Genomic DNA, 25,978 nt, shown 5'->3' on the forward strand with positions numbered 1-25,978 from the left:
CTATCCATCAACTATCGCTCCCAGCTGGCCCCGTAGTCCGGCGGCCGTGCCATGGGCTGAACTCGATGAATCGTACCGGGGACCAACTGGCCCCAGGCGTGCAATGCTTTGTGACTAATTGAACAGATCGCAGGCCACACCCGGAACACTTGAGGGGCAATCCATCGACACAGCTGTCCGGGTGTGACATGACCGCATCACCACCAGAACAGTTTGTCCTCGTAGGCTTTTCCCTACTTCGAGATGAGCGGAGTACGCACTGCACACGAGGACTGGTGTCGCTACTACCGGCACAACAACTGAAAGTATGGTCCGATCCGCTAAAACTCCCGCCGAATCCATGATAGACCAGTGAACTGGGCCGTGGTCGAAATTTAAGCCTGACCTTGTCGAGGCCGCAGTACACAGTTTGGCAGCCATCCTGTGGAGCCTGCGCCAGCTCAGTTTTCGGCCACGCCCGCTCTGGCAATACTTCACTCGAGTCGGGATGATCACCGCCTAGCAGCGGCAGACACCGTGGACCTGGCGATCACACTCCGGACACACGATACAGGCCGACGGCCAAGATGTGGTCAGCGCGCGACGACCTCTTCCGCAACACCTACAAAGAGGCCAGCGACAGCCAGTGGCGCCATAATGAACGGGTGCAAGCCCGTCCAGCGCAAGCTGAGGAAACCGTCAATACCTTAGAAGGCCCCAATCACCGCAACGGACATGTGCTGGATGATACAGGGGTCCAACAGCAAGCAATAGTCCGTTCCCGGCGACGAGTGCTCACGTAGCTACATCGAATTCCAGCCACACGCTAAACCACATGGAGAGGTAATGGTCCAACTCTGTGATTAGCTCATGACCTGTTCGCGGAATCGGGCTTGACAATTGCAGAAGACTTTATTGTAAATAACAAGCATGCGCAGCGTCCCATCACGTATTCGCCGTGCTTGCTGTGCCTTGTCGAGGACAGTGTTATAGCGCTGTTTATCAGCTACTCGAGCCAGGACAGATCAACAAGGAGGCCCTCACACCAATACCTTGGCGGAGCCAACAACAGGGTTGGCTCGACCAGGATCTCGCCGGTGACGACGCCTGATGGAGTAAACCCCTCGCCCAGATCCGACCCTGTGACGTGTTCATCGTCGCACTGTCAAGTAACTGGCTATAGTCCAAGCACAGTCAGGCTGAGCTGCAGTATAAATAACACAGGTTTTGAAGCGGCCAATCCTTCCCTTTTGGATCGGTGCGAATCGCACAGGATGCGCGTGAATCCCATTACCACATTGCAGATCACCAACTACGCCAACCCCACCGTTGACACCGGCATTCAGCATTCAATTGGTGCACGAGCTACGTGTCACCCCCGTGCCGTTACCGGACCCGTTGCCTGACGAGCCGCCGGTACCTTTTGGCTATCTGGCGGAAAAAGAACTCAGCCCCCAGCAAAAGATTCAACTGCTGGTCGAACTCACGACCAGACTTGCCGAAGAAATCTACGATCTCAGCGCTCGAAGCGATATATGCCAACTCTTGCGCATGCTATCTCTTCGATAAGACGTGACCTATCGCACCTGCAACAAGATCGACCACGTGTTGGCGTCCATCGAGTTAGCCGAAACATCCGATGCCAAGACGCAACCGCAGGCCACCCAAACTTCCGACGACCGGGACGGGTCTACGAGCCCTACGCTGCTTGGCGGGCAACAAGCGGCGTGTTAGGCGACCCGGTGCATCGGCGCCTCACGTGCCGGCTGCCAGTGGCAGCGGTACCGCATCCAACAAGCGGCTGACGATTATCGGCGTTGCGCGCCTAGCCGCCGTCGTTGCGATCGTGGTGGTTGTGCTCGTCACCCAAGCATCGGCCCCAAGAAGCCGTCGAGCTCGGTCATCGCATATTCCAGAGCGGCGGCTCCCGGCCGCCTAGAATCGCTTCTTCCTCCAACAGACGTCACCGCCGTTATGAGCATCGCCTCGGTGGAAATAGCCAACCAGACCCACCAGCTATGCGCATCCGCAGGAACCTTGTCAAACCTGGACTGCCTCAACGCGTTCGAACCTATCCAAGACCCGATTTATGCTAACACCACCAACAAGGCGGTGCGCGGCTAGCAATTGCACGCTGCGGGACAACATCCTGCTGCCTCCACGAGGCTATGGCTTGCGCCGGCCAAACCCCGACGCTGGCTACCGAACAAAGCAGAGAATTTTCACTGGACGTTCGGTGACCTCACCGGGACGCCACACACAATCTTCTCAGGTCAGCATACCCCACGATCCCAGTCGGCCCTCACTGTGCCAACGCGTGCTTAATGCGATGTTCGACGTAGAGGCCTGCGCTGTGAATGTCACCAACCAAGGCAGCCAGATCGCTCAAAAAGATGGCCATCAAAGTCAAACAATAGCGCATACCGCGCCTTACGAATCCATGAATAGACTGATCTCTTAGTCTACTACTAGTTGGCTGGTTGGACAATACCGGAAGCTCGGGAGCCACGTGACTGCGGGGAGTTCGCCAGCGCGCCGATACTAGCTCTTTGCAAGCCAATGCAGCTAGCGCGCAGCCACCGCATATGTCCATGAAGCTATCAATTTCGCGAACTACCTAACTTCCTTGCATACGGCCGACCGTACCCACACACCGGTCTACTCACAATAGAATTTGATGACCGCCTCAGCGATCGCTGATGATGGCTGCGTCGATCAGTTCGACGAATGCTGCGGCCATCGGGGAGCAAGGCAGTCGTCGGCCGTCAAGCGTGTACACCTTAGGTGATCAAGGTCATGCTTGATATCAACCAGATCCCCATATGAGTCATGGGGGTCGGCGATCCGCAAAGTTCGATAGTCACAATCGTACTGCTAGGCGCGGACCAACGCGAAGAGGACCTGTTGGGTAGTACCCCGCAAAATCGTATGTACACCACGGCGGCGTCAGCAGGCATAAAGTTACCGTCCGTCCTGCAGAATTTCGTGGCTATCACCACCGTCGAACACGGCCTTTCAGGACGTAGCCGTCCGAGTTGACAAAAATAACGTCACCGGCGTCCTGCCGAGCAGCGTGCCGCAGAGCAGCCATGCTCACTGCGTACGACAGTGTTTTGGCGCTGAACAGCAGCCAAGGCGTGGCGGCGGCACCAGTGGCGAGCAGCCCACGGTCCAATGCCGATTGCCGCTACGCCGGCGCGCCGCACCACCGCCACCCGACCAAGCAGAGGGTTGACCACTACGTAGGTCGTCGGCGCTGAGCCGATCTCCCGACCGCGGCTGTAGATCAATCGCAGCGCGCCTTCGTAAACGGTAGTCGCAATTCATCTTGCGCGGCCACGTCGATGGCATGCCGCCAGTGCGGCAAGTCCAGTTCGGGTAGGTCCATCAAGTGAACGGCTACAGATGTGGCTCGACCAGACAAGCCCGGTCGTCGCGGAACGGCAGCGTCTCAAAGACGACCGTCACCGCGAACTACGGCGAAATCGTCGGCGTGCAACAACAGCGTTCCCGGTGTATGGATCTCGCCGTCCAACGTGACTATCACACCCGACCACACCCGACATAAAATAATAATAATTTTAGAGCCTTAATGGCCCGTGCCGCGAACGTGCGGCTAGCCGCACGTTCGTCGACCAACGAGTAACTGGCCTTCACGCTCGTCGGCCAGTCTGTAAAGTTGAAGCGTGAACCGCGTCGACGACAATGCAAAGCGAAGCGATGAAGTGGGGGCACTTCCCGCTTGCGGGAGAGAGCGGCGCACGTGAACGCAGTCCCCGCACCCGATCCTGGACCTGACGCGGGCGCTATCTGGCACTTCGGCGATCCGCTGGGCGAACAGCGGGCGGCCGAAATCGATGCTGTGTTAGTGGACCGCTCACACCGAGCGATGCTCACGTTGATCGGCAACGACCGGAAAACCTGGCTGCACAGCATCTCCACCCAGCATGTAAGCGAACTCCCCGATGGTGCTAGCACGCAGAATCTCAGCCTTGACTGTCAAGGTCGGGTTGAGGACCACTGGATACAGACTGAACTAGGGGGTAACACTTATCTCGATACCGAACCCTGGCGGGGTGAGCCGCTGCTGGGGTACCTGCGCAAGATGGTGTTCTGGTCCGAGGTAACCCCGGGCAGCGCTGACATGGCCATGTTGTCACTTATGGGTCCACGACTGACTGAGCAGGCGGTGCGCAATGCGCTTTACCTGGATGCGCTGCCCGACGAGTCGACGGCGGTTCCGCTAACCGCTGGGAGCTTCGTGCGCCGGATGCCCGGCACCCCCGCAGACCACATCGAACTGGACCTACTGGTACCGCGTCGTGAGTCGGCCGACTGGCAGAGTCGTTTGGCGAGGGCGGGCGTCCGGTTGGCCGGGATGTGGGCCTATGAAGCCCACCGCGTGGCAGCGCTCCGCCCACGGCTGGGCGTCGACACCGATCAGCGCACCATACCGCACGAAGTGGGTTGGATCGGTGGTCCCGGCGAAGGCGCCGTGCATCTGGACAAAGGCTGCTATCGCGGCCAAGAGACCGTCGCACGGGTGCACAACTTGGGTAAACCGCCTCGGATGTTGGTGTTGTTACATCTCGACGGCTCGGTGGAACAGCCCGCGACGGGCGATGCGGTGTTGGCCAACGGTCGCGCCGTCGGACGCCTCGGAACCGTAGTGGAGCACGTAGACCTAGGACCGGTGGCGCTGGCGCTGCTGAAACGGGGGCTGCCGACCGACACCGAACTGACTATCGAGCCGGAAGACCCGCAAGGCGAGTCGGTCGCAGCGGTGATCGACGCCGACTCGTTGCCAGCAGCCGACGAGATTGGCGTGGGACGACTGGCGGTCGAGCGGTTACGCGGACGATGAGTTGAAGACTACAATTACGGTCGTCCGCCACAGCACGAGGAGGGGACGGCGACACCCTGCCGCAAGGCGCGGTAAACTGTTAGCAGGACAATAAAGAAAGTAAAGACACCAAGAGATCGGAGCCGTCTACTTGTTAGGCCGCTCCGTTATTTCGCGAGGGGGTTCCCCCATGGGCCGAGGCCGTGCTAAGGCTAAGCAGACCAAGGTTGCTCGAGAACTTAAATACAGCTCCCCGCAGACCGACTTCCAGCGGCTTCAGCGCGAGCTATCAGGGACGGGTACCGCCGATCCCGGCCAGCTAGACGGAGACGACCGGTTAAGTGAAGACTCATGGGATGAGGACGCCTGGCGCCGCTAGCACTTTTAACCCCGTCGTGCCGATTCGGACTGCATCGGCACGACGGGGTTAGTTTGCGTTAAGCGCAGTTCATTAAAATCTCGGGTGCTGCCCGACCAATTTTGCCCGCGGGCCTTCTTTGTCGCCTTTGCAGACAGTGCCCAGCACCCAGCAGTCCAAATGACGTGCGGTCAGTATCGCCAAAGCACGGTCGGTATCTTCAGGCGCGACCACGGCGATCATGCCGACACCCATGTTGAACGTCTTTTCCATCTCCTCACGCACGATCCTGCCACGCTGGGCTATCATGGTGAACACCGGTGCAGGTGTCCACGTGCCGCGATCGACTTCGGCGACCAATCCGTGCGGGATCACGCGGTGCAGATTGCCGGCCAGCCCGCCACCGGTAACGTGGCAGAAGGTGCGGACGTGGGTTTCGGCCGCCAATGCCAGACAGTCTTTGGCGTAAATGCGGGTGGGCTCCAATAGCTCCTCGCCCAGGGTGCGACCGAACTCCTCCACATAACCGGACAGATTCATTCGATCGATCTCGAGTAGGACCGCGCGAGCCAGCGAGTATCCGTTGGAATGGAGACCCGAAGACCTCAGCGCGATGATTACGTCACCGGGTTTGACACGGCCTGGGCCCAGGGTATCACTGGCCTCCACAATGCCGACGCCGGTTGCCGAGATGTCGTAGTGGTCGGCTTCCATCAAGCCAGGGTGTTCTGCAGTCTCACCACCCAGCAATGCACAGCCCGCGAGCATGCACCCCTCGGCAATACCACCGAAGATCGCGCTCAGCCGTTCCGGCATCATTCGGCCGACGGCAATATAGTCCTGCAAGAACAGCGGCTCAGCGCCGCAGACCACCAGGTCGTCGACCACCATCGCTACCAGGTCCAGGCCAACGGTGTCGTGCTTGTCCATCGCCTGAGCGACTGCCAGCTTGGTACCAACACCGTCGGTGGAGGCCGCCAGCACCGGTTCGCGATAGCCGCCGCGCAGAGCGAACAATCCAACGAATCCTCCTAGCCCTCCGCGCACCTCGGTTCTGATAGCCTCAACTGCCATCGGCTTGAATAACTCGACCACGCGGTCACCTGCTTCAATATCTACCCCTGCCGACGCATAGGTGATGCCGTGATTGCCCAGCTGGTTTCCGGGGCTTTTTCCGGGATCCATCATCGCGATATAAGGTTACCGGGTGTCGCACACCGTCGGAATCAGGTACTGCAGTACTGCATTTGGGCCGTTGCCCACCAAGCACCCTGTGGCGCTGACACTCACATAGTGTCAGCGCCAAACGCAATTTTCGTCCGCATCGACTGAGACTTGATCAGCAACCAGATCTCCTAGCCCGGACTCACTCACCGCTTTGGCAAGGATATGCTCAATGACATTTTTGCCCAACGCGGTTTCACTGGGCAGCTCGATGGGATACCTACCGTTAAAGCAAGCATAACACAGCCGCGAAGCAGGCTGCTCGGAAGCCGCAATCATGCCCTGCAGCGAGATGTAGCCCAGTGTGTCGGCGCCGATGCCCTGCCGTACTGCCTCGAGCATATCCTCCTCGTCTGCGACGACGTTAGCGATCAATTCGGCCGGCGATGGGAAGTCGATGCCGTAAAAACAGGGCCACTTGACCGGTGGTGAAGCGATGCGCACGTGCAGCTCGACAGCACCGGCCTCGCGCAGCATTCGCACCAGCGCACGCTGGGTGTTCCCCCGCACAACCGAGTCGTCAACAACAATCAACCGTTTGCCGCGGATCACTTCTTTGAGTGGATTGAGCTTCAGCCGGATGCCGAGCTGACGGATGGTTTGCGACGGCTGGATGAATGTGCGTCCGACGTATGCGTTCTTCATCAGACCCTGCCCGTAAGAGATGCCGGATTCCTGCGCGTATCCCACCGCAGCGGGAGTGCCTGATTCGGGCACACCGATCACTAAATCGGCCTCGACCGGGCATTCGCGGGCAAGTCGACGACCTATCTCCACCCTGGTGCCGTACACCGACCGTCCGGCTAACGTGCTGTCGGGCCGTGCCAGGTAGACGTATTCAAAAACGCAACCCTTGGGCGTAGGCTTGGCGAAGCAAGTGGACCGTACCCCGTCGGCGTCGATGGCCAGCAATTCGCCCGGCTCGATGTCGCGGACAAACGAGGCGCCGACGATATCGAGCGCCGCCGTTTCAGAGGCCACCACCCAGCCGCGGTCCAGTCGTCCAAGCGACAGCGGCCGTACCCCATGCGGGTCCCGGCAGGCATAGAGAGTACTCTCATTCATGAATGTCAAGCAGAACGCGCCCCGCACGGTCGGCAGTAATTCTAGCGCAGCTTGTTCCAGGGTCGAATCGGCCGCACCGTGAGCTAATAGCGCGCCTAGGATGTCGGAATCCGTTGTCGCTGGGCTCGGGCAGCGTTTTGCTATCAACCCCGCGTCGCGGGCACGTGCGGCAAGCTCAGCGGTGTTGACCAGGTTTCCGTTGTGCCCCAACGCAACCCCAGTTCCGGTAGCGACGTTGCGGAAAACAGGCTGGGCATTTTCCCAGGTGGTGTCGCCGGTAGTGGAGTAGCGGCAATGCCCGATGGCAACGTGACCCTCCATCGCCGCCAACGTCTGCTCGTCGAACACTTGACTAACTAAGCCAAGGTCTTTGAAGACCAGCACTTGCGATCCATCAGCGACAGCGATCCCCGCAGCTTCCTGGCCGCGATGTTGCAACGCGTATAGGCCGAAATAGGTGAGTTTGGCTACTTGTTCACCCGGAGCCCAGACCCCGAATACACCGCACTCTTCGCGGGGCGAGCTGAAATCCCGCCCGGGTTGCTGGACGGTCACGATTTGGCAGCTCCCTGGGGCGCAGTTGGTGACGTAACGCAGTCTACGGCCGGCACGGCCCAGTCGACTAATCTGTGGCACGTGTTTAGGTGCCAGGCACCTACCCCGACAGCTAAACACATAGTTCAGCCAACTACGTACAACGGAGATTAATTAATGGCATCCACACCTCGATGTCACCGGCACGCGAGCCAGACATGTGCAGCGCACCGGTCGCCACCGCCTCCATTAGTTGCATCAGCCCCGTAGCAACCAGCAGCCACGTCCGCGGATCGGTCTCGACGACATTGGGTGGCGTCCCACGAGTGTGGCTGGGCCCAGAAACACACTGCACCGCCACGTACGGCGGGATCCGGACCTCGACGCTGGCCCCGGGGGCCAGCGTCGCCAGGGTGCGCACAGTGAGCCGAACCGCCGTAGCCACAGCGTCCCGGTCAGGCGACGGCAAAGTTCTGTCCTCCAGCCAGCCCACAAGAGCGAGGACGGATTGCCGAGTCTTTGCCGGATCAGCTCTATCACAAACAGCCATAGCTTAAGTCTCAGAATCATGGAGCGTCGTCGTTGGGGGTCACACCCAACCATACAAGGCCATCGGCTTGGTGTCGCTGATGGTAGCCCTTATCGTCCTGGGCGTGTATTTGCGGTTTCGCGGGGATGTGACGCTGAAGACACAGTCGACAACGGTGGCTTCACGGACAAGTTTGATGACAGCTCCAGGTACAGTAGTCCCTTAACAACAAGGCCGAGATCGGCCGGGTAACCAGCACCTCCGAGAGAGAACCCAAGACGGTATCCAGCGAACAAGTTCGTGCTGAAGGTGGATCCTAAGAACCTCGGGCTGATTCCGGGCAAACTCATGGTCAACATCAAAGCTGCTACTGTGTTCGGTGGTAAGTACGTGTCGTGCAAGTCGCCGCAGGCCACGCTGCCGCTACCCATCACTCCATCCCAGGTGATTGACGCGCCATCGACCACCACGGAGATCAATCAGGTTGTTCGAGACGTTGACGACCATCATCGAGAAGGTTGATCCGGTCAAGCTGAACCCGACACTGAACGTGGTCGCCTAAGCGCTGAGCAAGTTAGGCAACCAGGCCGGTGCTTCACTCATCGACGGCAATGTGCTCCTCGATGACGTGAACCTCCAACTGCCCCAAAATCCAGGCTAACAAACAACAATTGGCGAAGCCGGGTTGACCATTTACGCCAACACCTCACCGGACATGTGGGATGTTATTTAGACATGCGGTGACCCTGACGCACACCATCAACCAGCAGCAACGCGATCTGTATGGCGTGCTGTTAGCGGCTACCGGATTCGGCAATATGAGCGAGTAGGTACTCGAACAGAGCCGGTCATTCCTGACATGTGGTAACGCCGATCTGGGCACCTTCAGCCAGTTGCCCAACATAGCTATGGCCCCGCAACCTTCTGCACCATCCCCAACTTCGCCTAAGTAGCGCCCAAGTTGCACAGCATGGCTAGGCAATAACAGCTACGCGCTAGGAGCCCACGCTCGGTCGCCAATGCCGAAGCGCCCAACTCGTACAATCTCTCCGGAGAACCCGACCCGAACTAACGCCGGGAGGTGGTCCCGGTAGCAAACCGAGCGCAAACGATCACCCAAAAACCCTGGCCCGCCCCCCTGCTCGTGTCGTACACCGGCGTGAACTTAGCCCCGTACAACACACTTCGAGCCCGGATCACCGCTAGCGGTCGAATACGTGTGGGAGCCGCCCACCATTGGGTAACGACACCATCAACCCGTAAAAATTTTTATGCTGCAGCAAATTCGACCGTAACAAGCCAATAACGTCTGAATCTGGACGCCTCCGAAGGGCCCAAGACCATGGCCCCTAGCGTACATCAACCCACTGCCACGACAGCTCCTCATACCCCTGCGCTAGACTAGAGATAGCTAAACGAGAATTTTTCCACTCGGAACTAAATTTGATATGGCTATAGTTGTAACCGAAAGGCTACCCGCAGGTAACTGCAGGTTACTAAGCCTTGATGTCTTGCAAGAGATATCGACCAGCCGGCATCATATAGATTGCGAGCTCCCTTTGCCTGCGTATCCCCAGAATCCCTAATCTTGCGCCGATGCGTGGTTCGTGAGGTTCCCTCGGTGTCGAGGTTAAACTATTTCACTAAGGCGGTGTTTCGATGAGCAAGATTGTTTCACGCGAAGACGATCGGCCCGTGCGGCGCACCCTTGACCCCATCATTGTTACCCGGCAAGGAAAGATTGCCCGGCTCGAGTCCAGTTTGACCCCGCACGAAGCACAGATCGAAGATTTGATCTTTCTGCGAAAGGCGTTGAACAGAGCTGATATTCCTTTCTTACTTATCCGCAACCACAAAAACCGGCCTGTTCTTGCCATCAATATCAAACTGCGCCCCGCTGTCGAACGCGCGCTCGTCACCGCGTGTGCCAGCGAACCTATGTACGCCAAAACAACAGATGAGCGCGGGATTTCTCCTGTGCTAGTGGCCAAGGGTCAATTATCGCAGTCGATCGATCCACGTATCATGCGGTTGTATCGACGACGGATTGCACCGGGAGGATTTCGTTTCGGTTCGAGATTCGGTGTCGAACTGCAGTTCTGGTCCTTCGAGGAGACCCTGATCCGCTGCCCGGTGGAAAACTCCTTGACCCGCAAAGTGCTACCGCGCAAAGAAATAACACCTGCCACCATAAAGCTCTACGGATACAAGTGGCATACCATTGATGGGATGTTCGCCCCGCACGCGAGTGATGTCACGTTTGACATCGATCTGGTGTTCTCGTGGGTCGACGGTAGCGATCCAGAATTTCGAACACGTCGGGCAGCCCAAATGTCACACCATGTAGTAGGCGAAGGCGACGACGCTGACGCGCGGATCCGACAGATCGACGAGTTGAAATATGCCTTGCGGTCGGTGAACATGTTTGCTCCGTGGATCCGGCGCATCTTCATCGCAACAGATTCGGTCCCGCCGTCATGGTTAGCCGATCACCCAATGATCACAATTGTCCCCGCGAAGGACCACTTTTCAGCTAGGTCGGCGTTGCCAACCTACAATTCACACGCGGTGGAAAGCCAGTTGCACCGCATCACCGACCTCAGCGAGCATTTCCTGTACTCCAATGACGACATGTTTTTCGGTCGCCCACTCAAAGCAAGCATGTTTTTCTCCCCGGGCGGAGTGACCAAGTTCATCGAAGCCAAGACCCGTATAGGATTAGGAACTAACGATCCAACGCGCAGTGGCTTTGAGAATGCGGCCCGAGTTAACCGCCAGCTCCTCTTACGGCGATTTGGACAGCTGATTACGCGCCATCTGGAACACACCACGGTTCCACTACGCAAGAGCGTGCTGTTCGAGATGGAACAAGAATTCCCGGAAGAATTCGCCCGAACCCAAGAAAGTATGTTCCGGTCCAGAACAGATATATCGGTTACCAATTCGCTTTACCATTACTACGCGCTGATAACTGGACGCGCTGTCCAACAAGAAAAAGCCAAAGTTCTGTACGTGGACACCACCTCGTACACAGGCCTCGACTTACTTCCCGAGCTGCGGAAGCGTCGCAACTACGACTTTTTCTGCCTCAATGACGGGAGTTTCCCCGAAGTTCCCGCAACGGAGCGCGCAAAACGGGTCATCAGTTTCCTGGAACGCTACTTTCCAATACCGGCGCCCTGGGAAAAGGTCGCGACGAACGTCAATCGCCAAGACTTTGCGTCACCGATGGTGTCAGCACCATTGGAGGATCGGCAAACAGCGAATCCCGCCCACACGGCTCGATAAACAGACCGCTTTCGGCGATATCGCGTCGCGCCTGGGCAGGAGAGACAAAGGTACCCACCATATTGCCAATCCCCAATGGAATCACGGAGTGCACCACTGTGTCTTGGTAGACGTGCACAAGATTGCAGCCCTGAGCGCCGTCTCGACCACGCGTTCCGCCTGCGACAACTGTTAAATCTTGCGTGTAGCAGGTCGCCGAGGCGACTGACACCGGAATGCCGACGAAGGTAGCGTTCGTTGAGTAATGCAGGTGACCGGCCAAAATGGCACGAATATCGCTACCCTTTAGCACCCGGCCAAGCGAAGCCTGGTCGCGTAGTTCCACCGTTACCGCCATGTCTAAGACACTTGGAATCGGCGGATGATGTAACGCCAGGATAGTCCCATCCGGGGCTGAGGTTGTCAACTCGTCGGCAAGCCAATCTAATTGCGATGCAGTGATTTCTCCGTAATGACGACCCGGCACCGACGTGTCCAAGGTGATGACCCGTAGCCCGTCGACCCTGCTTACGCGGTCCAGCGGCGCCATGGAGGGCGCCTCATCCAGCAACAACGTGCGTAGTGCGACCCGATTATCATGGTTGCCCATCACCCAGAAGAATTCGGCATCCAGCTCGGCAGCGAACGACTCAACCAGGCATCGAAGCTTTCGGTATGCCTCCGGCTCGCCCCGATCGGCCAAATCGCCGGTAAAGATGATTGCGTCGGGACGCAGCCGGGAGTGCTTCAGCTGCGCGAACAATTCGCCGAGCCGGCCGTCAGCGTCGACCGCCCCGTAGAGAGAACCGTCCGAAATGAGATGCGTGTCGCTAATGTGCAGAAGGACGTAATCCGGCCGCGGATGCTCCGCGGCCCTGAGTCTATGCACCTAAGGTGCCAACCCCTTCCATGATTAATTGGCTTTACATAAATGTAACATTCAGTGTAGCTCGCTCCGACAAGCAACTACGGGCACTTGGAGTCGTTCCGCTACGCTAACCTCAATTTTTCGCGGCCCACTTATCCGAAAAATCGCGGCAGCACCGCCTCGGACGTCATACGCAGTTCTGCCAGGGACACGGTGAATTGTCCCCGAACCTCTATCGAGTCCGAACCTTGATCGACCACGCCGACACGCATAGCTGGCAAACCCCGCGCCTCACACATCGACCGAAACCGGCTTTCCTCGGGGCGTGGCACAGCTACTAGCACCCGACCTGCTGATTCGGAAAAGAGCATAACGAACGGATCAGCATCTTCGGGAAGCACTATGCGACAACCAGTTTCACCCGCCAACGCCGATTCCACGATAGCTTGGGCGAGGCCACCTTCGGACAGGTCGTGAGCCGCCGATACCAGCTCGTCGCGCGACGCCGAACTCAGCACCTCGGCCAGCAGCTTCTCACGCGCCAAGTCCACCATGGGCGGCAGCCCACCCAGGTGGCCAGCTATCACTTGTGCCCAGACCGATCCGTCTAACTCGTCATAGGTGTCACCCAGTAGCATCAAGATCTCTCCAGGTCCAGTGCCTAAATACGTGTGGATACGTCTAGCTACGTTATCCAAGACACCGAGCACCCCAACCACCGGCGTGGGCAAGATCGCCGCCGCCCCAGTCTGGTTGTAGAAACTGACGTTGCCGCCGGTTACCGGAATCCCCAGGGAAGCACAACCATCAGCCAGCCCCCGCACAGCCTGCGCGAACTGCCACATAACCCCTGGATCTTCGGGTGAACCGAAGTTGAGACAGTTGGTCACCGCGACCGGGGTGGCACCGGTGACAGCCACGTTGCGGTACGCCTCAGCCAGCGCCAGTTGGGCACCGGCGTAGGGATCCAGTTGAGTATAGCGTCCAGACGCGTCGGTCGACAAAGCAATACCGCGGCCGGTGGACTCATCGATACGCAGCACACCGCCGTCGGCGTGCTCGGCCAAGACGGTGTTGCCGCGCACATACCGATCATACTGCTCGGTGATGAAAGCCCGGCTGCACAAGTGCGGACTACCTAGCAGCGCTAGCAAAGTCGCACGCAGCTCGTTTCCAGTAACCGGTCGCGGCAATCCTTTCGATGAATCCGCGTTCAAGGCGTCCTGTGATTCAGGGCGGGCGACGGGCCGCTGATACACCGGTCCCTCGTGGGCCACGGTGCGCGGCGGCACGTCGACGACCGTCTCGCCGTGCCAGGTGATCCTTAGCCGGTCGCCTTCGGTGACCTCACCGATCACCGTGGCCAGCACCTCCCATTTGCGGCAGACCGCGAGAAAGGCACCCACGTTCTCCGGTGCAACCACCGCGCACATGCGCTCCTGCGATTCGCTGCAGAACACCTCGGCGGGCGTCATATCCTTCGCGCGGAGCGGGACGGTGTCGAGTTGAATCACCATTCCACCGTCCCCAGCTGATGCCAACTCCGAAGTGGCACAAGATAATCCTGCCCCTCCTAAGTCTTGGATGCCGATCACCAGCCTGCCCGCATACAATTCCAGACAGCACTCGATGAGCACCTTCTCCATAAAGGGGTCACCCACCTGAACCGACGGGAGGTTCTTACGCGATCCTTCAGCATCGAAGGTGTTCGACGCCAACACCGAGACCCCGCCGATACCGTCGAACCCGGTACACGCGCCGAACAAGATGATCTTGTTACCCGCACCCGAGGCAAACGCCAAATGAAGATTCTCCTGGCGTAATACGCCGACACACAACGCATTCACCAGAGGGTTGCCATCATAGCACGCGTCGAAGACAGTCTCGCCGCCGATGTTGGGCAAGCCCAGCGAGTTGCCGTAGCCGCCGATACCGCGGACCACGCCGCCCAGCACGCGGCGGGTATCGAGCGCATCGGCGGCACCGAACCGAAGCTGGTCCATCACGGCGACAGGTCGGGCACCCATCGCTATGATGTCTCGCACGATGCCGCCAATGCCAGTTGCGGCCCCCTGGTACGGTTCGACGTAAGAAGGGTGGTTGTGCGATTCCACCTTGAAAGTGACGGCCCAGCCGTCACCGATGTCGACAACACCAGCATTTTCGCCGATACCGGCCAGCATTCCGGCACGCATTTCCTCGGTGGTGGTTTCACCGAAGTAACTCAGGTGAACTTTGGAGGACTTGTACGAACAGTGCTCACTCCACATCACCGAATACATCGCCAGCTCGGTGTCCGTGGGCCGCCGACCCAGAATTTCGCGAATTCGCCGGTACTCGTCGTCTGTGAGGCCCAACTCAGCAAACGGTTGCGGCTGGTCGGGGGTGACCGCGGCATGTTCAACGGTGTCAATCACGCGTATGAGCCTGCCCAAACCGGATAATTCACGCCGCTAGTCTAAAGTCCCCGTAGCCTTAGCTCGCGTGCAGGACCCACAACAAAAACCAGATGGCACTGCCCAGCGTGGTCCAGATAATGGGGCGGTGTCTCGTCACTGGCCGCTGTGCGACCTGCGGATAACCACCCGGCTATTACATTGCAGCTACCTACCGAAGGCTGTGTGACCAGCTGATCGACACCTTCTCGAGGAAGCGCACAACCTTGACCTGATGCCATTTCTCGATTCCTGGACACAAATGACTCGTGAGGAGGCGCCTTTCAAAACCCTCTCATACCTTTGACAGAAATTGGGCGAGTTCAAACCAGACTACTGGGCCCTGCCACTCACCGTTGTCATAGACGGGAAAGTGGTCGGTATCCAGGCCCGCAACGCGAGAGACGTCCCGATCATTCACGAAAGTATAGCCGTATAGTCCGGATCATGATTAGGATTACCCGACCAAAGCCAAGGCTATTTCTCCAAAATGCATTATTTTGCAATGTATTTCGTGTTTTCCGTGCTCGGACCGCAGGTCGCAACCTTAGCGCCGTAACGACTAACAAGACAACGGCGTGGCACGTGAGGAAGCTCTGGCCGAGCAGCTGCGATTCCGGCTGAACCGCGACAATTGGCAGCAGCATTGCACCGCCGAAGTGCAAGGCTTCGACAGCTGCCGAGCGGTCTTTAGCCTCTAGTAAGTGGCCACCGTCGTCGAACGTGCGGCCAGCTTCACATTCGAGCACGATACCAACCGACTAGATTCGCCGGATCACTGCAATCGAATCCACGTTGAGCGCCCTACCTACAGACCCTACGCCTTTAGAACAGGTCGGCAGAAAACGCCTGCAGCGCGGCTGCGTAGACGGCCACGTCGTGAGCACCCATCAATTCCCCCGCCGAGTGCATCGCAAGTTGGGCAGCACCGACACCGACATGAGAATACCAGTCGAGCGGAAGCCAGCGGCCCGATCGTCGAACCACACGGTCGGTCAGCGCAATGCTCGTGACGCTGCAATCCGACCCCGGCTGGCTGGCAGGCCACCTCGAACGCCGCTGCTGTGCTCCCGTCGGTGGCATACCGCAGATTCGGGTGCACCTTGAGTACCGGGGGCCCGCGTTGACCTCAATGAGATAGCTGGGCTCGTGACACTCCGGGTAATTCGGGTGCGTAGCGTGCGCCATATCGGCTGAGGCTAACAGCGAAGCGGGCAACCGTCGCAGGTAATCGTCCCGACCACCACCAGCCGCTAGCACGATACGTCCCAAGACGATGCTCAGCAGGTTTGACTGCGCACCACGGTCTGAGGTCGAGCCAACCTCTCATGGTCAAAGAGCGCCATCACGAGGAGGCAGTCGTGCGGCGCCGAGGCCAATAACGCCTCCATACCCGCATAGCGGTTTACCGGGTTATCCAGCCGGGGGCACTGAGCAGGCTGGCGTCGGCACCGACCACCATCGACGGGGACCAGATCATGCGTCATCAGTTCGACGGCCAACAGGTCAGCCGCGGCCACGCCGGTGCGCTCAGCGACGTACTCCAACAACGACCCAGCTTTGTCTCCAGCACCCCATACCTACCGCGTTGACGTGGCGCTGCGGATCCAAGGTGAGCGACTTACGGTCTTCGGCTAGCTGGATGGCCAGCTGCGGCACCCGCAGAATCGGATCGTCTATCCGAACGAGCCGGTCGGTGATCCCAAAACCTTTACCCGCCAAGCGCACCGATAACCGTACACTGATGCCTAGATCGCGATCCAGCGAGGAGTTGAGCCAGGCTCCCCATAGGGCTGCAATGCGACCACCTGCCAGCCGGCTACCCGCCCCCGGTCCGGATGCTGCTTGACTCGAAGAGTCGGGCTATCGGTATGTGCACCCACTACGCGAAACGGGGCGTGTGCCCTGACGCCCTGACCCACACTCCAAGCAACCAGATAACCAGCGTGGACAGTGAATTATCGACCCGGCTGGTCCGGCCAACGCTCGACCTCGCTGAGTTCGGTGTAACCGGCGTCTAGTAGCCGACCGGCCACAGTAAATGCAGACATGAAACGGCGAGGGGGACGCGTTGATGAATGCGCAAAGGTATGCAGCGCTAGCCGGCATGACCAACATCATGGCTGTCGGTAACGACGTGGCCGACGCAAAGGCCGGCCTAGTACCTCCGGTTCAACCGCAATTTACACTCGTACCGTTGACGCCTACCGTGATATTTCTTGAAGTCACCATCAACATTAACGGCGAAGCAACTGTGCACGACTGCACGACACCTGCCTGGGTGGTCCGGGTTAATGCGCGTAATTCGCTCCTAAGAAAGGCTAACCAACCCTACTTATCATATAGTGGCTCTGAATCCGGTCTAACGCCTGGAATCGACTGTTTTTACGACTCTAAACCTGCAGAACTACATCCGCCCGTCGAACTGACCTAGACTAAGGCACACCGACCCTGCGACTTACGGAGATCTGTTGTTTCACCTTCACGCCGATAAGTATAGACGTGATATTTCTAGCTGGCTAGCATAGTACTCAAAGTTAATAGCAAGTGTAATAACCGTTGTCGACAACGGTAAACGGCTTCCAATTTTCCGATAAAAGTTGTCTGTTGGTCTTTGTCGAATACGCTGAACGCCTTACGGCACAATCGCTATCAGCACAGGTGCGATCGGCGACGAAGATCCCGACTTAGCCGGCTCATGCTACGTTCATGTGCAGAAATACGTTCACGACATGCGGTCGTGGGAGTCCCTGACAGTCACCGAACAGGAACGGATAATCTGCAGCACCAAGCTGGAAGACATCGAGCTCAACGATGACGTGAAGCCAACGACGGTTTGGGGCCCAAGTTTGACTCTCCGACAGTCGCGTGGTCTGGTTCGAAAACCTCAAAGCTTCCCTACGTCGTTTGTGCGCCTAAACTGCTTGCCTAGGCTCACTTCCCGTTCTTACAGCGGTTACTGGCGATGCGGGCCGCAGTGCCGATCGCACGGTCCACCACCAGTAAAGAATGCTCTGATCTTGCGGCGCGAGTGAAAACGGATACGGCGATAGGCGTTTCATTGGGCAAGTTGATAACAACTACTTGGCTTCAGAGCGAAGCGATCGTGTCAGGCTTTCCTGCAAAGCTGATCTAACGCTGCGGTAAGCCCGATTTGATGCGGTGAAGCTAGACTTGCTGCGCCAGCAACACCACACATGTACCTACACGCGTAGGGTGATGCAATGGTGTTGGTCCAGATGGCGACCAGTATTGCATTGCTATTGGCCGCGCTGGTGGCGTTGGTTCGATCGGAGTCGTAGATGGACATCGAATTCGCACTGTCGCTGCTGCCTAGAGCAATGGTCACTGTGTAGCGGTGTCTGCACACCTATGTCACGGATAAGTTGCTCATATAGTGCGACAACGCCGCCGACCACACGTGTAAATGCCCACTCGACTTCGTCAATGATCTCGCTCATACAAAACAGGCCGACCACGGCGAACAGGATATCAGCGGCGACGTTGTCCGATAAAACAACCATGGACCGTGCGCGGCTGCGTCAACTTAACCGTGACCGAATCGAGGAATGTGCTGCAGCCAGGTTGGTACTGGGGTGCAATCGATCGTCCTGATGATTACTCGTGCACTGGGATCGAGTTCGCCACGATCGAATGACCGAGCCACCGCAGCGAGCAGAAGAACCCTGTAGATCGATGCTGCGGCTATCGGTTCATCTGCATAGAAGTGGCTCACCAACTCGACTGTGCTTACCGGGTGCGTCTGCAACCGGAGTCGACTAACACGGCCTGGATCTGGCCGCTGAACTAGTTCCTCGATTTACACTCCGCAGTCCTTGACTCAGGATGTCGACCGGTCGTTGGAAGCGATTCACGTCTGCTGTTGCTACACGCACCATCAGACTAGATTTCTGGCGGATTCTCCTGCGGTGCGCAATGCCAACAAGATTCGGTGATTGTCCGGTAGTAATGCCAATACACTAGCCAGATAGTACAACACTAGATGACATCGCGAAGCGACTACGCTGTCACCATCGGTGAGTCTAGGCCATGCGCGCAACCTGTCGATGAGCTGGTCATGGCTTGGCGAGCTGTGCGCCCGCGGTGGAGCGGCACAGTATATGCCCGCTCAGCATCTGGATCTGAGGAAAAGTCGCCTGTGCGGCGTGGTACTCACTTGGCCACAAGAACCAACGGGGGAATTCGTGTTGTTGGCTGCCCTGAATTTCACCAAGAGCGCAGGATGTTCGACGACCGAGATATCAAGATCACGCAATCGTAAAAGATCAGCAAGGTCCACGGTACTTCCGGTCATGATGAAGATCCGGGGGTACAGATCCGTAATCGATTCACGCACCGCTGTAACGCATGCACTCAAGCAAGCAGTCATAGATTGCCGTAGTGAAGCCAATTCGCAGCCGACGTAGTAGGCCGCTTAGCCGAGCAGCTTCTTCGAACAATCGGTCGGTGTCCCCAACAACAAGGCAAACGTGCGAGAGTAAGGGCAGCTCCATGGATTGGTCACCACGACGCCTGTGGGCTTGCGCTCGAATAGTGACAGAAGCAACGTCTGCTCCAGCCGTCGCATTCCCTGAGAAACCAGGGGACTCAGTCACTCCCAGAACGTCAGAAGCGCGACCAAAATGGCCACTTGCTCAGCGACGGCGACAAAGTAGCGCAAGTGCCTGATCACGTCCAAGAATCAATGAACCCTTCCACGCCCATCGCAGGCAATAATTACGCTTCCTAAACCCTGCTGAAAAGCATTTATACACATTGGTTCACACTATGAACGGTTTAGCGAAATAGGCGCATAGCCAGGTTCCGTGCTTGACTACCCCCGTCACAACCAAAACCTGTGTCGCTCGAGGAGGAACATAGACGCAAGACATGGGGATTGTAGCCATAGATATATGCAAAATACCGTATCGGACGAGACCGTCATGGCCTCGGTGAGACTCAGTTGGTCAACCGATCCCCAACACTTGATCGGTCTGATCTGCAAAGGCCTGATGACCGGTCTGATAGCGGCTACGGCGGTAACAGTACCGGCGTACCGGTGCAGAGAAGGGTCCAAGCCGACCCTGGTCCGCTCCGACGGAGCGCTGACTGTTCTCTGGCTCGGGTCGACTCACTGCCACACTGACGCCTCCCTGGTAGCAAACCCTGAATTAGGCACTTTGACAGGCCAAGTTGCCGACACGATGACCGAGCAGCTCTTGTGGACGCAAGGCGAGCGAGTACCGATAGAGCCCAGATCAACCACTAAGGTGATGATCGCAGCCGCTGCACTGCTAACGCTCAATCGCGATGCTCAGCTCACGTGTCGTTATCCCTGCCTGAGCCAACAGGCCAGCACTAATCATGTTAATCGGTGTAGGTGACTCCAGCCCTCTGAGCGGCGCCACTTGATAAGCAAAGTTGGCTTACCGACGCAACACACATCGGCGACCTAACCCAGCAGGTTCGCTGCAGCGGCTGCACCCCGACTTCTATACAGGTGTACGCGTTGCAGTTCTCCGGCGCCGAAATGGCTCCGGGCTAGGACCTCGCCGATACCGACGGTAGATGTCGCCCCTATCGAATTCGGTGATGCTCGATGGTGGACGGACCCAACCTGCCACTGCTGACTCGGCTTGTTAGCACACGCTAGCCCTTGATGCCTACCACACACTCACCAACGCACTCGGGCAACACAATACGGAGATCGCAGCACTCCAGCAGCAATACGAACAGTTCTAAGTACAGTACGGTAAATCAACGGATTTCTTTATTTTTCGCGTGTTGCAGACGATTTCTAAGTTGACTCCGTGACATCAACAGCAACCGATCACCAGCAAACCGAGTCAGTTCAACAGAAGCTATTTTGTACATATTAGCGCGAATCAACGAGTCGCCATATAGTTTTGAGCTGATACGGTTTTCGTTTAACCATGCGTCTCGTCCATCCGAAGCTTCTACGCATCGAAGTATCGACCTAGGCACAGCGAAACATCACAGTCCCCTCGATTGTTCGGTTTAGCAGCGGAATCGAAGTCGCGGTGGAATCCATCCAAGCTTCCCATGAGTGCTTCTTCAGCTGGTTAGCTCCCGAAATAGCCATTCTAGAGGATGACACAAAACGAATCACGATAGGATGGAAACAGTCTCAGCCGCAATTCACTGATGGTCGGACAGCACAACACGGCGTGTTACAACCAACCGACGGGTACCTATCCGGCTACGGCCATGGTGACCGCGTGCGGCAGCTCGATGACACCCAGGCAAATCAATGTGATACCGAGCAAACAGCCATGATCGACATCGACCACCATGCGCGCTCAACTCGTGTATACGTCGGCGAACAGCTTGGCTTCGATAACTACAGTGCCGATTTCTTCTTCTACTACTATAGTATTATTGCGTTGGCGACCTACTCTATAACCTCCTCGTGTCGTTCCAGCACCTCGCCCAAGGCAATTGTCGCAACAACGACGTGGTCGAGCATGGTGCCACTTTTTGCATTGGGTACGGCAAGCTCGTTTGTAGCGCTGTACCGCGTCGCAGGCGTTCCTGCCCGCATAGCGTTTCAGACGTTGCCTTCCCGGATAAGGAGTTTCTTTTCTCCGGAGATCGGGGCCATTTGGGGAAGTAGGTCCGGCCGCTGACGTGGCACTCGCTGGGCAAAGCCTATCTGGGCAAGAATTAGGTGAAGCTGGGCACCACCATTGACGCACCAACCACCGTTCGCCTAAGCAAGCCATAGCGGCAGGGATTCGACGAGGCGATCGATATTCCGGAGATCGAGAAACCCGTCGTGCATCAGAACAGCAGCTAGAGAGACTACCCCGCCAAAATGGCGCAATGGTATGATGAAGTCGCTCCCTGCAAGCGTAGAGACATTGAAGGCTGAAGTATGACAGGATTATTGGTTAATGTAGCAGACAATCACTCACTGCAGCAATACTCGCCACCCAAATTGGTTGCAAGCACCTCAGTGGTGGTTAGTGCGCATCGCTAAGCGAATTCTCGACAGATTCTTAGATGCCCCTCTACCTCAACTCCAAAAATCAGCCAAGGCAACAGCGCTAGCATAGCTCGCCTGAATGAGCTTAGTTAGGTGAGCATCTGTCTGCTAGGCTGGCCCAGAACTACATACGCACTCACGCACGGCGGTATATCGTATATCCACGACCAGCACGATAGCGGATTCTTCTTTGTCACCAATGCCCATGCCTAGCGGCCGCATCTACAGCTTAAGGTCTCCCGCTAACCCGGCGAAATATTCACGACTCAAGTTGTACCACATAACTTCTTTTCCGCAGCTGACAACACCCGACTAGCACATCTCGCCGATACGTGAAATCAGCCACAAATGCGGAGTCACTGAAATCGTGCACGGACCCTCTGGTCCGCAGCACATCAGTGTTGATACGCGCAGCTCCCAACGAATCCAAGATCGCATTCGGTTCGAGGACTTTGCTTCCTTCCTCGACCAAGCCCTGGCGGCCGCTGCCGATCTGTTCGCTGTGTTAACAACGGTTGGCAATGTACCGCCGGAAATGCATCCGCTGCTCCGCCACGCCGGTTTATTGTACTCCGATTTCAGCGGTCTCCATTGTCGAATTACGCAGTGCTGCTGAATTTTTTCCTCAGGAAGCCAGCACGGAATCTAAAACTGAATAGAATAGCCCAAGGCCGTCGTCGGAGGGGCCGGTCAACACCTCGACAGCATGCTCGGGATGCGGCATCAGCCCGACAACTCTGCCATTAGCTGAGCTGATGCCGGCAATATCGCGCAGTGAACCGTTGACGTTGTCGTGGTAACGGAACACCACCCGACCCTCACCGTCTAGCTCATCGAGCACGTCCTCGGATGCCACGTAGCGTCCTTCGCCGGACTTCAACGATACCAACAAATCAGCCTCGGACTCGAAGCGCGATGTCCACGCCGTCGAGGTCGAGATCACCCGCAGCCACACATCGCGACAGATGAAACGCAAACCAACGTTGCGCGTAAGGGCTCCCGGCAGCAGGCCCGCCTCACAGAGCACCTGAAAACCGTTGCAAATTCCCAATACCGGCATGCCGTGCTGCACGGCATCGACAACCTCGGTCATTATCGGGGATAATCTAGCGATCGCACCGGCCCGCAGGTAGTCACCATAGGAAAACCCGCCGGGTACCACCACAGCGTCAACACCCTTGAGGTCGGCGTCAGCATGCCACAGGCTGACCACCTCGGCGCCGACATGGCGCGCCGCGCGTGCGGCATCCACGTCGTCCAGTGTCCCCGGAAAGGTGATAACACCAATCCGCGCGGTCACTGCAATTCCCGAGTTATCGTCCAATCCTCGATCACGGTGTTCGCCAACAGCGACTCCGCGATCGCGGCAAGCTCAGAGTCATCAACTGTATCGTCAATTTCTAGCTCAAACCTCTTGCCTTGACGGACATCTGATATTCCGGTATGGCCAAGCCGTCCCAGTGCACTGGCAATCGCCTGACCCTGCGGGTCGAGAATTTCTGATTTAAGCATCACATGCACGACCACCCGGGCCACGGGCGTTCCTCCTCAGATCGGACCGATCGACGCCAACTCTACCGGCGAACCGTCCGGCCCTGGCTGCGCGAGTAGCACCGCGATACCCGCCCACTATGCCACCAGTAATCAAGCTCACAACCACGATCACCCGTATCGCACTCGGAGTACACAGTCGTTGACATGCAACTGACGCATTTCAGCCATTCCTGCCTATCTGCTTAGTTCGACCACACAGCCGTACTCTAATCTAGTCTTGATATGTACTAGCACAGTTTCGAGGGAATGATTGGAATATCCGCGGTCCTGATTACCCATAAACTCCCGACCACATCGATGTCACGCGGTTGCTGTCGCTGCTCGAGGCCAACCCCGGAAGTGCTGCTGTACGCAGACCAGCGGACAACTTAGGTGCACCGTGCCAGACGGTGCACGTCGGCGGAGATTTGTCGACCGGAGAATTGGCCGTCCTGGCCATCGGTGGACAGCACGCGGTGCTCCCCACCCGGACATCCCTGTAATAGAAGACTTTAGCATCTGACCGGCGACAGCGACCCTCCTGCCAGGTTGATACATCCCGGTGACGCACTGTTCGTTACAGGCGAGCCGGTGGACGTATTGACCAATCCGACGGCGGTCCCATAGATGAAGATTTCCGAGGCGATCGACTATCGGTGGGCGGTGGCACTGGCATACACGGCGCCCATCCACCAGAGGTCATTACTCCTGATGCGAGGAGCATCTACTCTAACCGGTTCACCTAGATGACGAGCACCGACTTTCCGATGTTGCCAGAAGAACACACAGTCACCTTCTAGCTGTGGCTAAGTAATATCATCGGCAACCCAGCAACCGGAGACCCGACCGGAAAAGATGCATTCACCCAGGAATGTGCCATACAAGGCCCGGTAACCATACACGCCGTTGCTGAATCCGTCCCCATCTCGTCCCGGCCACGTACAACCCGCTAAACGGGGTTCCATCGGCCGTTATCTGCATTGCTTTCAAGTCAGTATCGATGCCAACCAATATCTTTCGAGTCAGGATGTGCCACTTGACCGCAATCATCGATTTTGACTTTGGATCAACTAACCGGTGCGGTGCTGTCACCCGGGTGCACCGGCCGTCCAGATAGCCCGGGCAACGCAGATCACACGTAACATAAAACATCTTTGCTGAACCTGTTCGACACCTCACGGTTGGGCGCGATCGTCTCAGCTTGCACCGGTCCGGGCAGACTAGCTTGGGATCGGAGCGCAGCAACTCCGTTACATTTTTCCTGTTCAGATCAGAGTTCTGCTTCTAGCCGGATAACGCAAATTCCTTCTCAATTATCTTGGCTTTCCGTATGAACCAGCTGCCATCATAGCAAGATTTGATGACGTATTTCTAAGGTGCCGAGAATGTCGAACTGGGATGCCACGGGACCGGCAACGTTTACTAGCCGCAACCAGTTACAACGACGACGAACCCATACGGATTCGGATGCCTTGGCGCGACCAGATCGAATCGTAGTTGGTGATGCTCTCGGTGTAATGCCGCATTCGGTCCGGGTTGATCACCCGGGTGCCAGCCTTCTGAGAAATATCGATAATCCTACCGTACAACATGAGCCGTTACGCTGCATAGTATCTGCTAGGTGACACGCCCATCCGCTCAGGTCAATTATGACGTACCGGCTCGTGTTTGCCACCGATTCCACCACCGATAATGATCACCACTGAAGAACTAAATTCGGATTATTCCAAGTATTTTGGTTATTGTGCAGCACTGCGCTGCTGGGCCGAAGGCTTAAGTAACGTGCCTAGAACTCCAGTTATCGCTCTACCCTCGACGATTTGATCGTCGACTTGGTGACGGTGCGCTGCGCGCACCGTCGAAAGGCCACACAGCTGAAGTGCGAAAATCTCTACCAAAACGGGCACGGTACTCCACGTCATGGGGAAGCGGGGTACCGCGTTACCGTGCTCCTGTGCGTCAGTACAGCTGCGCTCAAACTAACCCACCAGCGGAAAAATTTTCAGGACCTGAGCCCGGAACCAACTGCGCTTTTCTCCGGCCACGAAATCGACATAGGTGTTCCTATTGCCAATAATCCTCGGGTAAATCAAAGTCCGCCTTAATGCTTTTCTACCCCCCTACGCTCGACAGGACAAGAAGCCTTCTCCGATATCCAGCACGCGGGCACGGACGGTCTCATTCCGTACCAAATCGGTGACCAGTTAAAATCGGCAAAAAACTAAATCATTCCGCGACAACGACTTGGCCACACCTGGCGACACCACCCAGCCCAGTGCCGCGAATAGTCACGTACGGAACCCGAAGTGTTCAAGTACCCGATCGGCGACTATCAGT

General features: G+C 57.3%; 20 protein-coding genes and 8 pseudogenes. 15 read left to right on the forward strand and 13 right to left on the reverse strand.

Going from position 1 to position 25,978, the window contains the following annotated elements:
• Positions 1 to 566: 566 nt before the first annotated feature.
• The 3 genes from MLPF_RS11480 (at position 567) to MLPF_RS11490 (ending at position 2,103) form a co-directional block, all read left to right on the forward strand.
• Positions 567 to 782, forward strand: coding sequence for a hypothetical protein (locus MLPF_RS11480; RefSeq protein ID WP_156147240.1), 216 nt, complete (start codon positions 567 to 569; stop codon positions 780 to 782).
• A gap of 526 nt (positions 783 to 1,308) precedes the next feature.
• Entirely contained in the window at positions 1,309 to 1,548 is a 240-nt protein-coding gene (locus tag MLPF_RS11485) for a hypothetical protein (RefSeq protein ID WP_050039299.1), read from the forward strand.
• 405 nt (positions 1,549 to 1,953) lie between these two features.
• Positions 1,954 to 2,103: a hypothetical protein gene (locus MLPF_RS11490; RefSeq protein WP_156147242.1), complete on the forward strand. Its 150-nt coding sequence runs from the start codon at positions 1,954 to 1,956 to the stop codon at positions 2,101 to 2,103.
• 562 nt (positions 2,104 to 2,665) lie between these two features.
• On the opposite strand, the pseudogene MLPF_RS11495 reads toward MLPF_RS11490, so the two are convergent.
• A pseudogene (locus tag MLPF_RS11495) lies at positions 2,666 to 3,526 on the reverse strand (aminodeoxychorismate lyase).
• A gap of 216 nt (positions 3,527 to 3,742) precedes the next feature.
• On the opposite strand from MLPF_RS11495, the gene ygfZ reads away from it, so the two are divergent.
• Complete coding sequence (gene ygfZ, locus MLPF_RS11500) at positions 3,743 to 4,843, forward strand: CAF17-like 4Fe-4S cluster assembly/insertion protein YgfZ (RefSeq protein WP_045843669.1); 1,101 nt, start codon at positions 3,743 to 3,745, stop codon at positions 4,841 to 4,843.
• A 169-nt stretch (positions 4,844 to 5,012) separates the two neighbouring features.
• Positions 5,013 to 5,201 carry a DUF3073 domain-containing protein gene (locus MLPF_RS11505; protein ID WP_045843670.1) on the forward strand — a complete coding sequence of 63 codons (189 nt, stop codon included), beginning with the start codon at positions 5,013 to 5,015 and terminating at the stop codon, positions 5,199 to 5,201.
• A gap of 72 nt (positions 5,202 to 5,273) precedes the next feature.
• Here the strand turns inward: MLPF_RS11505 and purM are convergent, their stop codons facing one another.
• The 3 genes from purM to MLPF_RS11520 form a co-directional block, all read right to left on the reverse strand.
• The gene (gene purM / locus MLPF_RS11510) at positions 5,274 to 6,368 is read right to left on the reverse strand and encodes a phosphoribosylformylglycinamidine cyclo-ligase (protein WP_045843671.1); all 1,095 of its coding nucleotides are present in this window, start codon (positions 6,366 to 6,368) and stop codon (positions 5,274 to 5,276) included.
• Between the two features lie 108 nt (positions 6,369 to 6,476).
• Positions 6,477 to 8,024 (reverse strand): amidophosphoribosyltransferase, encoded by a 1,548-nt coding sequence (gene purF / locus MLPF_RS11515; RefSeq protein WP_045843672.1) that lies wholly within the window; start codon positions 8,022 to 8,024, stop codon positions 6,477 to 6,479.
• 133 nt (positions 8,025 to 8,157) lie between these two features.
• Positions 8,158 to 8,553, reverse strand: a complete 396-nt coding sequence (locus MLPF_RS11520; RefSeq protein WP_045843673.1) for a sterol carrier family protein — start codon at positions 8,551 to 8,553, stop codon at positions 8,158 to 8,160.
• Between the two features lie 279 nt (positions 8,554 to 8,832).
• Between MLPF_RS11520 and MLPF_RS11525 the strand changes: the two genes are divergently transcribed.
• Together MLPF_RS11525 and MLPF_RS11530 are read left to right on the forward strand one after the other, a co-directional pair.
• A complete protein-coding gene (locus MLPF_RS11525; protein ID WP_050039300.1) occupies positions 8,833 to 9,054 on the forward strand; it encodes an Mce/MlaD family protein in 222 nt (73 codons plus the stop codon).
• Between the two features lie 1,137 nt (positions 9,055 to 10,191).
• Positions 10,192 to 11,820 (forward strand): stealth family protein, encoded by a 1,629-nt coding sequence (locus tag MLPF_RS11530; protein ID WP_045843674.1) that lies wholly within the window; start codon positions 10,192 to 10,194, stop codon positions 11,818 to 11,820.
• Here the strand turns inward: MLPF_RS11530 and cpdA are convergent.
• On the reverse strand, positions 11,735 to 12,688 hold the full coding sequence (gene cpdA, locus MLPF_RS11535) for a 3',5'-cyclic adenosine monophosphate phosphodiesterase CpdA (RefSeq protein ID WP_045843675.1): 954 nt from the start codon (positions 12,686 to 12,688) through the stop codon (positions 11,735 to 11,737). The genes MLPF_RS11530 and cpdA overlap by 86 nt on opposite strands.
• A gap of 131 nt (positions 12,689 to 12,819) precedes the next feature.
• Positions 12,820 to 15,084: a phosphoribosylformylglycinamidine synthase subunit PurL gene (gene purL, locus MLPF_RS11540; RefSeq protein ID WP_045843676.1), complete on the reverse strand. Its 2,265-nt coding sequence runs from the start codon at positions 15,082 to 15,084 to the stop codon at positions 12,820 to 12,822.
• A 127-nt stretch (positions 15,085 to 15,211) separates the two neighbouring features.
• Between purL and MLPF_RS17770 the strand changes: the two are divergent.
• Positions 15,212 to 15,803: pseudogene (locus MLPF_RS17770) on the forward strand (acetyl-/succinyl-CoA transferase).
• 116 nt (positions 15,804 to 15,919) lie between these two features.
• Here the strand turns inward: MLPF_RS17770 and MLPF_RS17775 are convergent.
• The 3 genes and pseudogenes from MLPF_RS17775 to MLPF_RS17785 all read right to left on the reverse strand — a co-directional run bounded on the left by MLPF_RS17775 (position 15,920) and on the right by MLPF_RS17785 (position 17,024).
• Positions 15,920 to 16,204, reverse strand: a complete 285-nt coding sequence (locus MLPF_RS17775) for a hypothetical protein (protein ID WP_420329643.1) — start codon at positions 16,202 to 16,204, stop codon at positions 15,920 to 15,922.
• A gap of 71 nt (positions 16,205 to 16,275) precedes the next feature.
• Positions 16,276 to 16,622: pseudogene (locus tag MLPF_RS17780) on the reverse strand (M18 family aminopeptidase); the annotation flags it as partial.
• 10 nt (positions 16,623 to 16,632) lie between these two features.
• Positions 16,633 to 17,024 (reverse strand): annotated as a pseudogene (locus MLPF_RS17785) (hypothetical protein).
• Here MLPF_RS17785 and MLPF_RS17790 point away from each other — a divergent pair.
• From MLPF_RS17790 to MLPF_RS17805, 4 genes and pseudogenes are all read left to right on the forward strand, one after another.
• Positions 16,941 to 17,123, forward strand: a complete 183-nt coding sequence (locus MLPF_RS17790) for a hypothetical protein (protein WP_236685173.1) — start codon at positions 16,941 to 16,943, stop codon at positions 17,121 to 17,123. The pseudogene MLPF_RS17785 and the gene MLPF_RS17790 overlap by 84 nt on opposite strands.
• A gap of 98 nt (positions 17,124 to 17,221) precedes the next feature.
• Positions 17,222 to 17,369, forward strand: a pseudogene (locus tag MLPF_RS17795) (hypothetical protein); the annotation flags it as partial.
• A 68-nt stretch (positions 17,370 to 17,437) separates the two neighbouring features.
• Positions 17,438 to 17,592: pseudogene (locus MLPF_RS17800) on the forward strand (Dyp-type peroxidase domain-containing protein); the annotation flags it as partial.
• Between the two features lie 62 nt (positions 17,593 to 17,654).
• Positions 17,655 to 17,930, forward strand: a pseudogene (locus MLPF_RS17805) (Dyp-type peroxidase); the annotation flags it as partial.
• 719 nt (positions 17,931 to 18,649) lie between these two features.
• Here MLPF_RS17805 and MLPF_RS17810 read toward each other — a convergent pair.
• On the reverse strand, positions 18,650 to 18,838 hold the full coding sequence (locus tag MLPF_RS17810; RefSeq protein ID WP_420329642.1) for a serine hydrolase: 189 nt from the start codon (positions 18,836 to 18,838) through the stop codon (positions 18,650 to 18,652).
• A 1,276-nt stretch (positions 18,839 to 20,114) separates the two neighbouring features.
• Here MLPF_RS17810 and MLPF_RS17815 point away from each other — a divergent pair.
• Together MLPF_RS17815 and MLPF_RS17820 are read left to right on the forward strand one after the other, a co-directional pair.
• Entirely contained in the window at positions 20,115 to 20,486 is a 372-nt protein-coding gene (locus tag MLPF_RS17815) for a D-alanyl-D-alanine carboxypeptidase (RefSeq protein ID WP_420329644.1), read from the forward strand.
• An 804-nt stretch (positions 20,487 to 21,290) separates the two neighbouring features.
• Positions 21,291 to 21,749 carry a hypothetical protein gene (locus tag MLPF_RS17820; RefSeq protein ID WP_175266475.1) on the forward strand — a complete coding sequence of 153 codons (459 nt, stop codon included), beginning with the start codon at positions 21,291 to 21,293 and terminating at the stop codon, positions 21,747 to 21,749.
• Between the two features lie 984 nt (positions 21,750 to 22,733).
• Here the strand turns inward: MLPF_RS17820 and purQ are convergent.
• On the reverse strand, positions 22,734 to 23,408 hold the full coding sequence (gene purQ, locus MLPF_RS11575) for a phosphoribosylformylglycinamidine synthase subunit PurQ (protein WP_045843677.1): 675 nt from the start codon (positions 23,406 to 23,408) through the stop codon (positions 22,734 to 22,736).
• Positions 23,405 to 23,644 carry a phosphoribosylformylglycinamidine synthase subunit PurS gene (purS, locus tag MLPF_RS11580; protein WP_045843678.1) on the reverse strand — a complete coding sequence of 80 codons (240 nt, stop codon included), beginning with the start codon at positions 23,642 to 23,644 and terminating at the stop codon, positions 23,405 to 23,407. Before purS ends, purQ begins: the two co-directional genes overlap by 4 nt.
• Positions 23,645 to 23,806: 162 nt before the next feature.
• Between purS and MLPF_RS11585 the strand changes: the two are divergent.
• Positions 23,807 to 24,387 (forward strand): annotated as a pseudogene (locus tag MLPF_RS11585) (MBL fold metallo-hydrolase).
• A 690-nt stretch (positions 24,388 to 25,077) separates the two neighbouring features.
• Here MLPF_RS11585 and MLPF_RS11590 read toward each other — a convergent pair.
• On the reverse strand, positions 25,078 to 25,233 hold the full coding sequence (locus MLPF_RS11590; RefSeq protein WP_175266476.1) for a hypothetical protein: 156 nt from the start codon (positions 25,231 to 25,233) through the stop codon (positions 25,078 to 25,080).
• Between the last annotated feature and the right edge of the window lie 745 nt (positions 25,234 to 25,978).

The sequence above is a fragment of the Mycobacterium lepromatosis genome (assembly GCF_000975265.2).
In the GTDB taxonomy this organism is placed as follows: Bacteria; Actinomycetota; Actinomycetes; order Mycobacteriales; family Mycobacteriaceae; genus Mycobacterium; species Mycobacterium lepromatosis.